We start from the raw sequence: 14626 nt of genomic DNA on the forward strand, positions 1-14626 counted from the left end.
GCTCAGCTAGCGCACGTTTGTGAGGCTGGCCTGACCGCTAGCCCTGGGCGAGCGCGCTGGCTACGTGTACCTCGACCAAGCCGCCTCCTCCCGCAAGAGTGGCCAAACGCTCTCCCAGCTTGTACCAGACAGTGCGAAGAACACCGGGGGACGCGCACTGCCGCCACCGGGCGTCGACACAGTCGTGCCGCAGGTCAGCAAGGTTTCCGCCTTGGGTCACCCATGTTTCCCAAGCTGAGAGCACAACCCGGTGGTACTGATGCACTGGCAGACCCGCTCATCCGCAAACTGCACAGCTTCCCCATGACCATCTGCCAGGCCTAATGCGGTGATCCGGCGGGCACAGCGGGTACTCCCGAGGCTTCGCTCAGCGTGGCCGGCGTCACCAACCCCGACACCACTGCCTGAACGATGACCTCGTTGGCCCCTCGCTCGCTCACCACTCCGGCGCGGTAGAGCCTGACGGTGAAGAGGAAGAGCAGTCCCCACAATGGGGAGTGCAACCAGATGAGCACAGCGCCGAGCCCTGAGGCGGCAATGGCTACGTTCTTACGGAACTCAGCTTCCGCCACGGCGCGATCGTACTCATTGAAGAGATCGGCGTTGGCCAGCAAGAGCTTGGTGCGCAGCTGCCTGGTCTCGCCGAGAATCTTGCGAACAGCAAGATTCACGACATCACGCTGACCACGCCTGCCCTCAGCGCTCAATTCGGCTTGTGGATCAGGCTTCGGCACCGTGTCGTTCGCCCGGAGAAACACAGTCAGGTCTTCAAGCGCGAGCCTGGACAGCGGGGGTGTGATGGATCGGGATTCCCAGAACCGGAAGGTCTTCGGCGCTTCATGAGCGTTGACGGTCACTACACGGACTGCGAGCACGGCACCGATGAGGTAGGCGAGGAAGGCGCCTGCCGCAAGGAGCCCGGAGGAGCCGATCAAGCCGCTGATGCGGTACAGCGAAGCCCACACACCGCGAGCTTCCTGTCGTGTCGGCACGTGATCCGCAAGGACTAACCAAATCGTCAGAAGCCATATACATCCTGCTGAAAGCGGGGCTCGGACATCCCGAAGTCCCGGTAGCAGATTCATCAGCATGTGCCCTCCCGGTGCGAACCTCAAAGGCATACCCAGACGAGGGGACCGCTGCTCAGCGTTCGCCCGGTTCGCCTCGGTCTAGGACGGATCGGCGGCCGTCAGTTCCAGGACGGTAGCGTTGGGGGCACTGGGTATGAGGGTGAAGATGCCGCCGAGTGCTTCGGCACGGCTGCACTTCGTAGACATGCCGCTGCTGCGTCCGGCCGGTCGCCACCGTCTCAGTTTCCGTCTCATTCACCGACGTTCGCGAACGTTCAGACGAGACCACAAGCCCACACCTGCACACAGAGCAGCCTCCTATGAACCCAGGCGAACGCCACCGCACACACCCCAACACCCCACCACCACAGTTGGAAAGCGTGTTGGGGGCAACCCCTCACGAGTTCGAATCTCGTATCCTCCGCCAGTGCCTCACCGGGCACGATGTCGAAGGGCCCCACCGTTCGCGGTGGGGCCCTTCGTCGTTGTCCGTCTCAGTAAACCGGGGGCCCGACGGCTCCACCCGGTGGGCGTGAAAATCGGTGGGTGGCCGTCCGGCGGACGCCGCCGAAAACTGGTGCGATCCGGAGCCCTTGTCTCAGTAGGACGCTGGGGGTCCACCGTCAGGCATCCGGACGTGTTGATTCGAGCACGTGAATCAGTTTCTCCCGCCTGACCCCCGGGCTGCCGGCGATGCGGGACTGGCTCCTGGCCGAGGGCATCACGGTGACCCACCTGCAGGCCGCGCGCGCGGTCCGTTCTCGGCTTGACTGGACGTACGCCCTGTCGCTGGAGCTCGCCGATACCGGGTTCGACTTCTCCGTTCTCAGCGAGTTCCGGGCCCGGCCGGCCGAGTCGGATGCGGGCAGGCGGTGTTCGACGCGGTGCTGACCGCTGCCGGGGAGGCCGGGCTGGTCAAGCCGGGCAAGCGGCAGCGCACGGACGCCACCCACGGGCTGGCCGTGACCAGGGGCCTGAGCCGACTGGAGTTCGTGGTCGAGACGCTGCCAGCGGCGCTGAACCAGATTGCCGAGGCGGCCGGGGACTGGCTGGTGGCGCCGGAGTGGTTCGACCGGTACTCGGCCCGGCCGCAGGACAGCCGTTTCCCGTCGCGGTGGGCCGCATGGGTCGAGCACGGCGACCAGTGCGGGGCCGACGGCATGGTGGCTGCTTCAGGCCGTCCGGCCGGCGTCGGCACCCCCTGACCGTCGGCATGCCCGCGGTTGAGTTCCCGCGCCAGACCTGGGTGCATCAGTTCAAGGCGGACCTCGGTTCACAGTGATCTGGTTCACCGTGGCGCGGCTGGGTGACCCGCCACAGTCTGCGGCGGCAGGCCGCCCTCCTCAAAGGGGTGGACCTCCTGAAGCATCCAGCCCTCGGCGAGGTGGTCGACCAGGGCGCGGGGGGGCAGCTGGCTCGAACGGTTGCTCGCCGTACCTGGTGGGGTGCTCGCCACGGGTCTGCCAAGTGCTCTCGCTGGGCTTCGGCCGGCTCCCGCTCGTACTCCGACATGCTGGCACCCTTCCAACCGCCTGTGTCAGCGGTGGGATCCGTATCCGTTCAGCAGTCTCGATCGCCCAGCAGCCCAGGATCGCGCGTACGGCGGCCGGGGACCCGGTGCGGGGCTCCCGGAGGTAGGGGTCGACTCCGACCCTATATGGGAAGTTTGTTGGAATAAGCTATAGAATGAGATATTAAAAGGATGGTCTCCGCAGGGCGGGATGATCGTGAATGACCATGGGAAGCGAACGAACCGAGTGGTGGGGAGCCACTGGTGACCAGGCGGGTCCATTCGACGCAGGCACCGCCACTCTCAGCGCCCAGGGGATCATTACGGGCTGGAGCGAAGGCGCCCAGCTACTGCTGGGGTACCTGGCCGCGGAGGTCGTTGGGCACACCGCGGCGGGCCTGTTCGCCGAGGCCGCCTTCCCCGACACGGCTTGGTGCTCCATGGCCGGCACGCGGGAGTGGAGCGGTACCGCGGCCCTTCGTCACCGCGACGGCCACCGCGTCGATCTCGCGCTGGGCATCCGTCGGCGGATGGAGGACGACGGTCGACCGCAGGAATATCTGGTGACCGCCGTACCGCACTCCGACGGGCCCGCGTACGACTGGCCGACGATGCTGGACTGGGCCTTCGCACAGTCCACGGTCGCCATGACCGTGTTCGACCGGGAGCTGCGTCACCCGAGAATGAACGAGGCCGCGTCCGAGGAATGGGGTACTGCCGAGGTCGGCATCGGCTCTGAGCTGCGCCGGCGCATCTGTGAAGTGGCCGAGCTGGGGATACCAATGCGGCACGAGGTCTGCGCGGACGAGGAGTCCGCCGACCGTGGCAGCGCGTCCGTCGTCGAGATGTGGCCGGTGAGGGATCCGGTCCGCGGCGAGGTGCGCGGCGTCGGTGCCGTGTCGCTCGACACCAGCGAGCAACACCGGGCCCGGCAGCGGCTGGCACTGCTCAACGAGGCGGGCTCCCGTATCGGCACCACCCTGGACGCGGCAAGCACCGCGCGGGAACTGGCCGCGCTGGTGGTGCCCCGGCTCGCGGACTTCGTCAGCGTCGACCTGCTCGACGACGTGCTCCGAGGAGACGAGCCGGTCGCCTCGGCGATGGTCCTGCGCCGGATCGCGCACGAGACGACCGACGAGACGGCCGACGCCCCGGCTGCGGAGGCCGCCGTCCGTCTCGGGGAGATCGTCGCCTACCCCCCGTCCTCACCCCCGGCCCGCTCCCTCGCCACTGGACAGCCGCTGCTCGCAAGGGGTGAGGACGCCGAATTCAGCCGGTGGATGGCGCGGCACGACATCCGTTCGGTCATGGCGGTTGCGCTGCGGGCCCGGGAGGTCACGCTCGGTGTGGCGGTCTTCGGCCGCCGGCGAACGGCCCCCTTCGACCAGACCGACCTGCTGCTCGCCGAGGAGTTGGCCGGCAGAGCCGCCGTCTCCGTGGACAACGCACGCCGCTACACCCGTGAACGCCGCACCGCGCTCGCCCTGCAACGCAGCCTGCTGCCGCGGCGACTCCCCGAGCAGGCCGCCGTCAAGGCAGCCTTCCGCTATCTGCCGGCCGGCAGCCAGGCCGGGGTGGGCGGCGACTGGTTCGACGTGGTTCCGCTGTCCGGCACCCGGGTGGCCCTGGTCGTCGGCGACGTGGTCGGTCACGGGATCCACGCTTCGGCCACCATGGGCCGGCTCCGTACCGCGGTGCGCACCCTCGCCGACGTCGACCTGCCCCCGGACGAACTGCTGACCCACCTCGACGACCTGGTCACGCACGTCACCGCGGACGAGACCGGCAGTGCTCACAACGCACCGGACAGCGGTGAAAGCAGCGCCACCTGCCTGTACGCCGTGTACGACCCGGTCTCCCTCACCTGCACTCTCGCCAGCGCCGGTCACCCCCCGCCCGTCATCCTGCTGCCGGACGGCACCGTGTCCCTGGTCCGGCTCTCGCCAGGGCCTCCGCTCGGCGTCGGTGGCCTGCCGTTCGAGGCCACCGAGGTGGAACTTCCGGAGGGAAGCCTGCTCGCCCTCTACACCGACGGCCTGATCGAAGCGCGCGGCCAGGAGCTCGGCATCGGCATGGAACTGCTGTGCAAGGCCCTGGCCGGCCCCGCCCCCTCGTTGGAGGCCACCTGCGACAACGTGCTCAAAGCGCTGCTGCCCGACCGCCCGCCCGACGATGTGGCCCTGCTGCTTGCCCGCACCCGTGCCCTGCACACCGACCAGGTCGCCACCTGGGCCCTGCCCGCCAACCCCGCGATCGTCGCTGTCGCACGGTCCCAGGTCTCCCGCCAACTCACCAACTGGGGCCTTGCGGACATGTCGTTCGTCACCGAACTACTGGTGAGCGAGCTGGTCACCAACGCCATCCGGTACGGCTCCGCCCCCATCGGACTGCGACTGATCCGCGACCGGACCCTGATCTGCGAGGTCTCCGATGCAAACAGCGCCGCCCCCCATCTGCGCCGCGCCCGCGACTTCGACGAAGGCGGACGCGGGCTGCACATGGTCGCTCAGCTTGCCCAGGGCTGGGGTACCCGCCAGACCGCCCTGGGTAAGACCATCTGGGCCAAACAGACCCTCTCGGTGAGCTGACCGTGCAACGGCAGCCGCGCGATCCAGTGACCGCCCCCGGCACGCGGGCCGACTCGAGCACCAGTACGGCCGAAACCGGCTGGAAGGGCACACTCGCCCTGTCCTACGCACCCTCCGGGCCCGACGGCTACTACACCCAGATGCAGCACGACTTCATCGGCGAGATCACCGTGGCCTCCGCACGCAAGGGCTACGACCTCCTGCTCTCCCCCAGCAGCCATGCCGCCGATGCCTCGTTCCAGCGGCTGCTGGGCGAGCGGCGGGCGGCCGGGGTCATCATCATGGAGACACGGGTCCCGGAGGACGACCGGATCGACGCGCTCGCGGAGGCGCACTTCCCCTTCGTCACCGTGGGCTACAACCCGCAAGCGGACCGGTCAAGCTGGGTCAGACTGGACTTCGCGGCGATGGCCGGCGCGTGCGTGCGGTATCTGGCCGACCTCGGGCACCGCAGGATCGCCTTCGTCAACCGGCCCGATTGGCTCTTCGGGACCGGATACGAGTCCGCGGTGCTCGGCCTGGCGGGGTTCACCGACGCCGTCGCGGAACTGGGGCTCAGCGGACAGGCGTATTTCTGCGAGGACGACCCCGCCTCGGGCGAGTCCTGCCTGGAGCAGATCCTGCGGGACGACCCGGCGACCACCGCGATCGTCACGCTCAACGAGGCGGCCCTGGGCGGCATCTCCCTGGGACTGACGCGGGCGGGCCGCAGCGTCCCGCGCGACTTCTCGCTCGTCGGCGTCGCGGCCGGCCGCTGGGCGGAGCAGGCGAACCCGAAGCTCACCGCTGCCGACGTGCCCGCCCGTGAGCAGAGCCAAGCAGCCGTCGACCTGCTGGTAGAACGGCTCACCTCGCCCGACGCGCCTCTCCGGCGCGTTGTGCTGACCTCCCTGCTCTCCATCCGGGCCAGCACCGGCCCCTGCCGCCCGCTGCCCGAAACGGAACCTGGCCTGGGGGATCTGGAAAGCCTGGACGATCTGGATTTCTGAGGGTCAGCTGCAATCGATCCGGTACTCGGCCCCAGGTTCGGGCAGGAAGACGACCACCGAGGGTTCCGGACGGGAGAGCCGCAGCTGCCCGTACGGTCCGTGCACGGTCACCGGATCCGCCGTACGAAGTCTGATCTCGCCTCGCCGGGCGGCACGCAGGACCGCCCGCCGCAGCCGGCCGCCGTGCCACGACAGGTCGATCTCCAGCCCGCCGCGGGCACGCAGGCCCCGTACACTGCCGTGCGGCCAGCGTGTGGGGAGGGCGGGCAGCAGATGAACCTCGCCCGCGTGACTCTGCAGCAACATCTCGGTGATCCCGGAGACCGCGCCGAAGTTGCCGTCGATCTGGAAGGGCGGGTGCAGGTCGAACAGATTGGGAGCGGTGTGCCGGGGGGTCAGCTGGTCCGCCAGCAGCTTGTAGGCACGGTCACCCTCCGCAAGTCGTGCCCACAGATTGATCTTCCAGGCCAGTGACCAGCCCGTCCCGTCGTCCCCGCGCAGTTCCAGGGTCCTGCGGGCGGCCCGGCACAGTTCCGGGGTGTCACGCTCGGTGATCTGGTTGCCGGGATGCAGTCCGTAGAGATGCGAGACATGCCTGTGGTTCGTCTCGGCCAGCGCGTCCCAGTCCTCGATCCATTCCTGGAGCTGGCCGAGGTGGCCGACCCGCATGGGGGCGAGACGGGCGCGGGCCGCCGACACCTCGGCCAGGAACGCGCCGTCCTCGTGATCCCTGCCGACGATCGCGGCGGCCTGTGTGCAGGCGGCGAACAGGTCCCGCAGCAGTTGCGTGTCCATGGTCGGACCGGCGCAGACCGTGGTGTTCAGCTCCCGGTGGTGCGGCATCTCGGGCGAGATCGAGGGGTTGGTGACCAGCCAGCCGTGCCCGGGATACTCGGCCAGCGTGTCCAGGAAGAACCGGGCGGCACCCTTGATCAGCGGATAGTGGCGGCGCAGAGCGTCCTCGTCGCCGGTGAACAGGTAGTGGTCCCACAGCATCACGCTGAGCCATGCGCCGCCGCTGGGCCAGGCGCCGGTGAGTGCGCTGTCCACCATGGAGGTGCCCCGCCAGGCATCGGTGTTGTGGTGGGCGACCCAGCCCCGGGCACCGTACTGCACGGCGGCCGTTCGGCGGCCGGCCTCGGCGAGGTCGGTGACCAGGTCGCAGAGCGGCTCGAAGCACTCCGAGAGATTGGCCGGGTCCGCTGGCCAGTAGTTCATCTGGGTGTTGATGTTGATGGTGTACTTGGAACCCCAGGCCGGGGTCATGCTGTCGTTCCAGATGCCCTGGAGGTTCGCCGGCTGGGTTCCCGGCCGGGAACAGGAGATCAGCAGATAGCGCGCGTACTGGTAGTAGAGCGCGGCCAGCTGCGGATCGTCGTCGTCGCGGAACAGTGCCACCCGCTGATCGGTGGGGAGCGCCGCCGTCCCACCGCCGCCCAGGTCGATGCTCACCCGGTGGAACAGGCGCTGGTAGTCCTCACGATGGCGCCTCAGCAGTGTCTGCCAGGACAACTCGGCAGCGGCGGCCAGATGGTGGCTCGCCCGGACGGCCGGATCGGCGCTCGTGTCGCGGTAGTCGACGTAGCTGGTGGCCGTCGACACGAGCAGGGTCACCGCGTCCGCACCGGTGACCGTCAGGACGCCGTCGCGGCTGTTTACGGTGCCGCCCTCGCCCATCGCTCTCACGAGGGTACGGAAGAGCACCTGGCCGGCGATGCCCTCCGCGTCGCCGGACCGGCCGGCGACCACCAGGTCGGTTCCGGAGCAGGACACCTCGTACCGCTGCGGACTGTCGAACCTCGCCCTGAACGAGACGGCGCCGGGCCGGTCGGCCGTGAGCCGGACCGCGACGACCTGGTCGGGTGCGGAGGCGATGACCTCGCGGGTGTGGCGCACGTCTCCCGCGGTGAAGGAGGTACGCGCCACGGCCTGGTCGAGATCCAGCTCGCGTTCGTAGTCGGTGACCGCCGGGTGCACGGCGAACCCCAGCCGCAGATCACCCACCGGCTGGTACATCAGCTCCCCGACCGGATCGCCCAGGCAGCTCGCGTCGATCAGATCCTGTGCCCGCTGCCACTGCCCGGTGAAGACCAGTTCCCTGATCCGCGGGAGGGCGCGCAGGGCTTCGGCATTGGCGGGATCGTACGGTCCGCCCGCCCACAGAGTGTCCTCGTTGAGCTGGAGACGCTCCGTCCGTACGCCGCCGAACACCATGGCCCCGAGGCGGCCGTTGCCCACCGGGAGCGCTTCGAGCCACTGTTCGGCCGGCTTGTCGTAGAACAGGCGCAGCCGGTGTTCCCGGCCCGCCGTCCCCGGTGAAGGTGCCATGAGTGCCTCCCGTCTCAGCGTCCGGCCAGCCCGGTGCTCGCGATGCCGCGGACCAGATGCCTCTGCAGCAGCAGCACCAGCAGCGCGGTGGGCGCCATGGACATCACGGAGGCCGCCATGACGAGGTTCCACCGGCTGCCCTGCTGGCCGAAGAACAGGTTGAGCCCGACCGGGACGGTGCCCTTCGCTTCGACGTTGTCGATGACGATCAGAGGCCACAGAAAGCTGTTCCAGTAGCTGATGAAGGTGAAGACGGCGAGGACGGCGAGTGCTGGGCGGGCCAGCGGGAGCATGATCAGCAGAAAGCCGCGGACGACTCCGGCGCCGTCGATCCACGCCGCCTCCTCCAGTTCGCGGGGAACCGTGAGGAAGAACTGACGCAGCAGGAAGGTACCGAACGCGGTGAACGCCCAGGGAAGGATCAGCGCCTGGTAGCTGTCCACCCATCCCAGCCAGCGCATCAGGATGTACATCGGCACGACCAGGACCTCCTGGGGGATCATCAGGGTCATCAGAAAGCCCAGGAAGACGGTGTTCCTGCCTCGCCAGCGCAGGCGCGCGAAGGCGTACGCCGAAAGGCTGGAGGCCACGACGACCACAGCCGTTCCGCAGAACGCGACAAGGAATCCGTTGAGCACGAAGCGTCCGAAGGGCAGGAAGTCCAGCACGTCGCCGTAGTTCTGCCAGCGGATCTGCGACCCCAGCAGCCTGGGCGGAGTGGTGAAGACCTCGTCCGCCGGTTTGAGGGAGGTCGCCACCATGTAGCCGAAGGGGACCATGAACCCGGCGGCGACGAGGATGAGCAGCACATGGGACACGACACCGCGGATGATCCGCGACCGATGCGAGGCGCGGCCGTTCGTCGCGTCACGCATCGTAGTGGACCCACTTCCGCTGCCCGGCGAACTGCAGCGCGGTGACGCACAGGATCACGACGAAGAGCACCCAGGCCGCGGCGGAGGCCAGCCCGAACCGGAGACCGGAGAAGCCCTCGTCGTAGATGTAAAGGACCACCGTCTCGGTGGAGATTCCCGGTCCTCCCGAAGTCAGCAGGAACACCTGGGTGAACACCTGGAAGGAGGTGATGAGAGTCATGGTGGAGCCGAAGAACACGGCCGGTGACACCAGCGGCAGCGTCACATGGAAGAACCGCCGCCACGGACCCGCCCCGTCGAGGAGCGCCGCTTCGGTCAGCGACCGCGGCACGGCGTCCAGGGCGGCGGAGAACACCAGCATGTTGTATCCGAAGCCCTGCCACACGCTCATGGCGACCACGGCCGCCATCGCCCAGTTCTCATCGCCCAGGAAGTTCGGCGCGTTCACGCCGAAGAGCGACTGCAGGGAACTGTCGATCAGACCGTCGGGCTGGTAGATCAGCCGCCACACCACGGCGTTGGCGACCATCGGTGTGATCACGGGCAGAAAGAACAGCACCCGGAACAGCTGCCTGCCCCGGACCCGGGGCGAGATCCACACCGCGAGCCCCAGTGAGACAACGATGTTGATCGGCACGTACAGGACGACGAACAGGAAGGTGTTGAGGACCACCCGCCGGAATACCGGGTCGCCGAGCAACTCGGTGTAGTTGTCCAGGCCGACGAAGGAGGGCGCGCCGAAGGCAGGCCACTGGTACAGGCCGATCACCAGGGACATACCGACGGGGAACACGGTGAACGCGGTCAGGCCGATGATGCTCGGGCTGGTGAACACCGCGGCCAGGCGGCCTTCCCGCCCGCGTGCCCAGACGGGCTGCGACGGCGGCGGCCCGGTGAGACGCGCCGCCTTCCTGAGCGGAGTCAGGAACGGGATCATGTGTTCCTCTCTGGAGGGCCGGCCGGATGCCGGACCGTCGCGCGGCCCGGCACCCCGCCACGGTTTCGGTCGCTTCCCTCTCGGCCCGCTCGTCCACGGCTCAGCCCTGTCCGGCCTGTGCCTGTACCTGCTCCAGGTACTGCTTCGCGGATGTCGCCCCGTTGAAGGCGCTGACCCCGTACTGGTTGAGCAGCTTGGTGACCCGGTCCCAGTCGTCCGTCGTGCGCAGCGGGATCGCGGTGGCGTTGGCGGCTTCGAGGACCGCTCGGGCGCCGGGGATGTCGGCGTTCTCGTACCACGCGTGCTGTGCCGTCTTCCGTGACGGATAGGCACGCCCCACCTCGGCGAGCCGCTCCAGTTGCCGCCGGCTGGTCATCAGCGTGATCGCCCTGAACGCCTGCTCCGGGTGCGGACACGCCTTGGAGATACCGAACCCGGAACCGGCCGAGTACGTCCTGGTGCCCTTGGGGCCCGCCGGAAGGGTGGCCAGGCCCAGCGAGAAGCCGGCGTCCTTCTTCAGGCCCAGCAACGCCCACGGCCCGTTGGCGCCCATGGCCGCCTGGCCGTTGAGGAACTGCGTCTCGGCGAAGGGGGGATCGACACCGGGCAGGAGGGGGGCGACCTTCTTCGTGGCCACGAGATCGGCGTACCACTGCACGCCCGCCGTCATGGCGGGAGTGGTGAGCCGCAGGTCACCCGCGCCGTCGGTGGGCTGTGCCCCGGTCCTGGTCAGCACCATGGGGAACATCCACAGATCCATCGTCGACGCCGCGAACCCGTACTTCCCGTCCCGGGTCAGTCTGCGGGCGTCCGACTCGAACTCGGCCAGAGTCCACCCCGGCTTCGGTTCGGGTACCGCCGCCTTCCGGAACAGGTCCTTGTTGTAGGTGAGGATCACCGGGCCGAGGTCGTACGGCAGCGCGTACTGCTTTCCGTCGAAGCTCAGTCCCTGCATGATCGATTTGTCGAAGTCCGACACATCGAGTTTGTTCTTGGCGATCAGATCGTCGAGCGGCCGCATGCCCTGGGCGTATCCCGCGGTTCGGAGCGACTGCATCGAGACGATGCAGGGGGCTCCATCGCCGCCGAGACGGGCGCCGAGCTTGGTGAAGTAGTCGTTGAACGGCGAGGTCTCAAGCCTGATCCTCACCTGCGGGTCCGCGGCGGACACACGGTCCGCGAGCTGCTGCCAGACCTTCTGTTCCTCACTGCCGCCGGCCCACATCGACCAGGTCAACGTGGTGGAGCCGCTCCCGCCGCCACCGGCGCCGCACGCCGGGACCAGCGTCCCGGCCAGCACCAAGGAGACGGCTGCCCTCACTGCACTGCGCGGTCGTGTCATGGCTGTCTCGCGCATCCCTGTCGATGGCCATATCTACCTATTCGGAACATATTTTCACAAAGATCGGTAAATCGTGCGCTGTTTTGCGGCGAAGCAGAGGCCATGCCGCCCGTCGCCCCCCGGCAGAACCCGTGAGGCGCCCGTCCGCGGCGGCCCGATCGTCGGGTCCCCTGCCGGCCGCACGGGAAGCACATCTGAAGAAACGCGCAGCCGCTCAGCCGACGCCTCGCACCCCGCCCGGTCCGGCACGTCCGGCACATGCGACGCGGACGGAGTTTGGCCGGTGGATCTGGCGCCGGTGCGGGACCCGTCGCTCGCGGCGAACACCATGTCGACCGCGCCGGGAATGCCGGACCTGGGCACCAGACCGGTCGTCGTCGCCGACCCGTCGGCTCTCTCACGCCGCAATTGAGGAGGCCCACAAGCCGCCGACGCCCGCCAAGGGAACCTGCCCCTTGCGGTGCCCGCAGGTCACGGGGATACGCCATCCTTGAACCCGGCCCCGCTACGAAGCTCCCTGGTCTGACGAGGTACACGTTGCATGAAGTCCCGATCAACGCTGGCGGCATGGCTCGGCAGCCTCGACAGCTCTCGTCTGGCCCGCGTGCTCGGGACACGGCGGGACGCCGTGTCCCTTCCGGAGCCGCGCTCGGTGGGGGAACTGGCGGATCGTCTTCAGCGCCCGGGATCGGTGGCGCTGGTCCTGCCACGGCTCGCGCTGCCGCACCTCCAAGTGGCCGAGGCTCTGGCGGCGCTGGGGGCATCCGCGTCCCGCGAGGCCCTGGCGAAGCTGCTGGGAGCTGTGGACGACGAGGCCACTCGTCAACTGGACGCCGTGCTGGAGGTGCTGGCCGATCACGCTCTGGTCTGGCCGGACGGCGCAGGTCAGCTCCGTATGGCGGGACCGCTGTCGCAGGCATGGGACATGCCCCTGGGGCTGGATGCTCCACTGGAAAGGCTGCTGGCCAGTACGCCCTCCGACGAACTGCGCGGCATGCTGGCGACACTGAGCGTCAAGCCGCCAGGAACCAAGGCACAGCGACTGGCCGCCCTGGTGGAACACCACAGCGATCCTGAGCAGATCGCCTCCGTGGTCGCGAAGGCCCCCGCGACTGCCCGGAAACTGCTCGAACGACTGGCGCGAGCCGTTGCGAGGCAGCCGCAGTTCATCGTGTTCGGGTCTCCCGGACCCGGCCTCGAACCGGGCGCGCGATGGGCGCTGGACCGAGGGCTTCTCATCCAGGACCGTCACCGATACGGTCCGGTCCGTATGCCCGCCGAGGTGGCACTCACGCTGCGCGGGCCCGGCTGGCACGCCCCGTTCGAGCCCGTCCCACCGCGCCCCCGGCCGGCGTCCGTCACCCCGGCGGAGGTGGATCGCGAGGCATCGGCTGCGGCAACGGCCTTCGTGGCCCATGCCGCCTCGGTCCTGGCAGCCTGCTCGGCGACCGCACCGGCCCGGCTGAAGTCCGGCGGGATCGGCGCACGTGAACTGGCCCGGATCGGCAAGACGGCCCAGGCCGACGACGCCGTCGTACGCCTCACCCTGGAGACCTCGTACGCCGCCGGGCTACTGAGCCGGGACGGCGATCGCGTGGCCCCCACCGAGGCATACGACGCCTGGGCGGAACAGGAACCCCCTGAGCAGTTCGCCGTGCTGCTCCAGGCATGGAAGAACCTGCCGCTCACCCCCACTCACGCGCGCGACGAGGACAACAAGGCACTCCCCGCCGTCGCGGGAGCAGCTCCCTGCGGCGGCTGCGTGCAGGCCCGCCTCGGGCTGCTGGCCGCAGCCGCGCGGCTCCCGGCCGGTCAGGGCATGAGCGTCGCCTCGGATCTGGGGCCGCTGATCGCCTGGCATCGCCCGCTCGCCGACTCATCACCCCAGGACGGAACGCCGTTCGCCGCCGTGATCCGTGAGGCCGAGCTCCTCGGCGTCCTCGCGCGGGGTGCCCTGTCCGCCCTCGGCATCCACCTGCGGACCGGCCATACGGAGGGCCTGAGCGTCGAGTGCCGGCGGCTGCTCCCCTCGGCCACGGCAATGGCCCGGATCGGCACCGACCTCACCGCCGTCGTCACCGGCACGCCGTCCGCGCGGCTGACCGCACTCCTGGATTCCGTCGCCGACCGCGAGACCAGCGGCACGGCGTCGGTGTGGCGGTTCAGCGCCGGCGGCATTCGCCGGGCTCTGGATGCAGGCCGCGTCCCCGAGGACATCACAGCCGACCTGGCCGCTGTCGCCACCGGACCCCTGCCACAACCGCTGGCGTACCTGATCGCCGACACCGCCCGCGGCCACGGACGCGTGCGCGTCACCCCCGCCGCCTGCGTGCTCCACGGAGACGAGCCCGCGCTCCTGGCCGAGCTCGCCGCCCACCGAGGGCTCGTCAAGCTCGGACTGCGGCAGCTGGCGCCGACGGTGCTCGTCAGCCGCAGCCCGGTCGACACGACCCTCGCGGCGCTCCGGGCCCAGGGATACGCCCCTGTCGCCGAGACGGCCGAGGGCACGGTACGCATCGAGAAAGCCCGGCCTCGGCGGGCCACTCCCGTTCCGACTCCCCGTGGCAGCCACGCGAGGGACAGCGGCCGAATCGCTGCCACGCGCGCGGAGGCACCCGCCGCCGTCGACCCGAACACCTTGGCGACCCGACTGCTGGCCGCCCCGCCGGCCTCATCCGAGCCCGCACCGTTCGACGGAGGAGTTCCCTTCGCCACGGACACCGAAGAGATCGTCGCAGGGTGGGCGAAGCACCTGCCGTACAGCGACATCCGCCAGCTCGCTCATGCCATCGACGCCGGTCAGGCCATCACCGTCGAGTACGTCGCCACCTCGGGCAGCCGGACCGTGCGTACTCTCAGCCACCTCATGCTCGACCCGCCCTACCTCGAAGCCTGGTGCCACCTGCGGGACGCCGAGCGCGTTTTCACCCTCTCCCGCATCCACAGCGTCATGAGCGTCGTCCCCGAATGAAAGGGGTAATGGTATC

The 14626-nt window shown here is 69.1% G+C and carries 11 protein-coding genes; 6 read left to right on the forward strand and 5 right to left on the reverse strand.

Annotation, left to right across the window (positions count from 1 at the left end; translation table 11 throughout):
- Positions 1-320: 320 nt before the first annotated feature.
- The gene (locus tag OH768_RS25605; RefSeq protein ID WP_406457298.1) at positions 321-965 is read right to left on the reverse strand and encodes a hypothetical protein; all 645 of its coding nucleotides are present in this window, start codon (positions 963-965) and stop codon (positions 321-323) included.
- A 798-nt stretch (positions 966-1763) separates the two neighbouring features.
- Here OH768_RS25605 and OH768_RS25610 point away from each other — a divergent pair.
- The 4 genes from OH768_RS25610 (at position 1764) to OH768_RS25625 (ending at position 6157) form a co-directional block, all read left to right on the forward strand.
- A complete protein-coding gene (locus tag OH768_RS25610) occupies positions 1764-1961 on the forward strand; it encodes a transposase (RefSeq protein ID WP_406457300.1) in 198 nt (65 codons plus the stop codon).
- On the forward strand, positions 1955-2275 hold the full coding sequence (locus tag OH768_RS25615; RefSeq protein ID WP_406457302.1) for a hypothetical protein: 321 nt from the start codon (positions 1955-1957) through the stop codon (positions 2273-2275). The genes OH768_RS25610 and OH768_RS25615 overlap by 7 nt, the downstream gene beginning before the upstream one ends.
- 532 nt (positions 2276-2807) lie before the next feature.
- The gene (locus OH768_RS25620) at positions 2808-5168 is read left to right on the forward strand and encodes a SpoIIE family protein phosphatase (RefSeq protein WP_406457304.1); all 2361 of its coding nucleotides are present in this window, start codon (positions 2808-2810) and stop codon (positions 5166-5168) included.
- Positions 5169-5170: 2 nt separating this feature from the next.
- Positions 5171-6157 carry a LacI family DNA-binding transcriptional regulator gene (locus OH768_RS25625; protein ID WP_406457306.1) on the forward strand — a complete coding sequence of 329 codons (987 nt, stop codon included), beginning with the start codon at positions 5171-5173 and terminating at the stop codon, positions 6155-6157.
- Between the two features lie 3 nt (positions 6158-6160).
- On the opposite strand, the gene OH768_RS25630 is transcribed toward OH768_RS25625, so the two are convergent.
- The 4 genes from OH768_RS25630 to OH768_RS25645 all read right to left on the reverse strand — a co-directional run bounded on the left by OH768_RS25630 (position 6161) and on the right by OH768_RS25645 (position 11639).
- Complete coding sequence (locus OH768_RS25630) at positions 6161-8485, reverse strand: glycosyl hydrolase family 95 catalytic domain-containing protein (protein WP_406457308.1); 2325 nt, start codon at positions 8483-8485, stop codon at positions 6161-6163.
- 14 nt (positions 8486-8499) lie between these two features.
- Positions 8500-9360, reverse strand: coding sequence for a carbohydrate ABC transporter permease (locus tag OH768_RS25635; RefSeq protein WP_406457310.1), 861 nt, complete (start codon positions 9358-9360; stop codon positions 8500-8502).
- Positions 9353-10297: a carbohydrate ABC transporter permease gene (locus OH768_RS25640; RefSeq protein WP_406457312.1), complete on the reverse strand. Its 945-nt coding sequence runs from the start codon at positions 10295-10297 to the stop codon at positions 9353-9355. The genes OH768_RS25635 and OH768_RS25640 overlap by 8 nt, the downstream gene beginning before the upstream one ends.
- A 100-nt stretch (positions 10298-10397) precedes the next feature.
- Positions 10398-11639, reverse strand: coding sequence for an ABC transporter substrate-binding protein (locus OH768_RS25645; protein ID WP_406457314.1), 1242 nt, complete (start codon positions 11637-11639; stop codon positions 10398-10400).
- A 283-nt stretch (positions 11640-11922) separates the two neighbouring features.
- Between OH768_RS25645 and OH768_RS25650 the strand changes: the two genes are divergently transcribed.
- Together OH768_RS25650 and OH768_RS25655 are read left to right on the forward strand one after the other, a co-directional pair.
- Positions 11923-12051, forward strand: a complete 129-nt coding sequence (locus tag OH768_RS25650) for a hypothetical protein (protein ID WP_406457316.1) — start codon at positions 11923-11925, stop codon at positions 12049-12051.
- 129 nt (positions 12052-12180) lie between these two features.
- On the forward strand, positions 12181-14610 hold the full coding sequence (locus OH768_RS25655) for a helicase C-terminal domain-containing protein (RefSeq protein WP_406457318.1): 2430 nt from the start codon (positions 12181-12183) through the stop codon (positions 14608-14610).
- Positions 14611-14626: the final 16 nt, after the last annotated feature.

The organism is Streptomyces sp. NBC_01622 (assembly GCF_045209635.1).
Taxonomy (GTDB): Bacteria; Actinomycetota; Actinomycetes; order Streptomycetales; family Streptomycetaceae; genus Streptomyces.

What these genes read in the sequence shown, in the direction of transcription:
- OH768_RS25610 (WP_406457300.1), top strand. Translation starts at nt 1,764, where the DNA reads ATGCGGGACTGGCTCCTGGCCGAGGGCATCACGGTGACCCACCTGCAG.
- OH768_RS25620 (WP_406457304.1), top strand. Translation starts at nt 2,808, where the DNA reads ATGGGAAGCGAACGAACCGAGTGGTGGGGAGCCACTGGTGACCAGGCG.
- OH768_RS25630 (WP_406457308.1), bottom strand. Translation starts at nt 8,485, where the DNA reads ATGGCACCTTCACCGGGGACGGCGGGCCGGGAACACCGGCTGCGCCTG.
- OH768_RS25635 (WP_406457310.1), bottom strand. Translation starts at nt 9,360, where the DNA reads ATGCGTGACGCGACGAACGGCCGCGCCTCGCATCGGTCGCGGATCATC.
- OH768_RS25640 (WP_406457312.1), bottom strand. Translation starts at nt 10,297, where the DNA reads ATGATCCCGTTCCTGACTCCGCTCAGGAAGGCGGCGCGTCTCACCGGG.
- OH768_RS25645 (WP_406457314.1), bottom strand. Translation starts at nt 11,639, where the DNA reads ATGACACGACCGCGCAGTGCAGTGAGGGCAGCCGTCTCCTTGGTGCTG.
- OH768_RS25655 (WP_406457318.1), top strand. Translation starts at nt 12,181, where the DNA reads ATGAAGTCCCGATCAACGCTGGCGGCATGGCTCGGCAGCCTCGACAGC.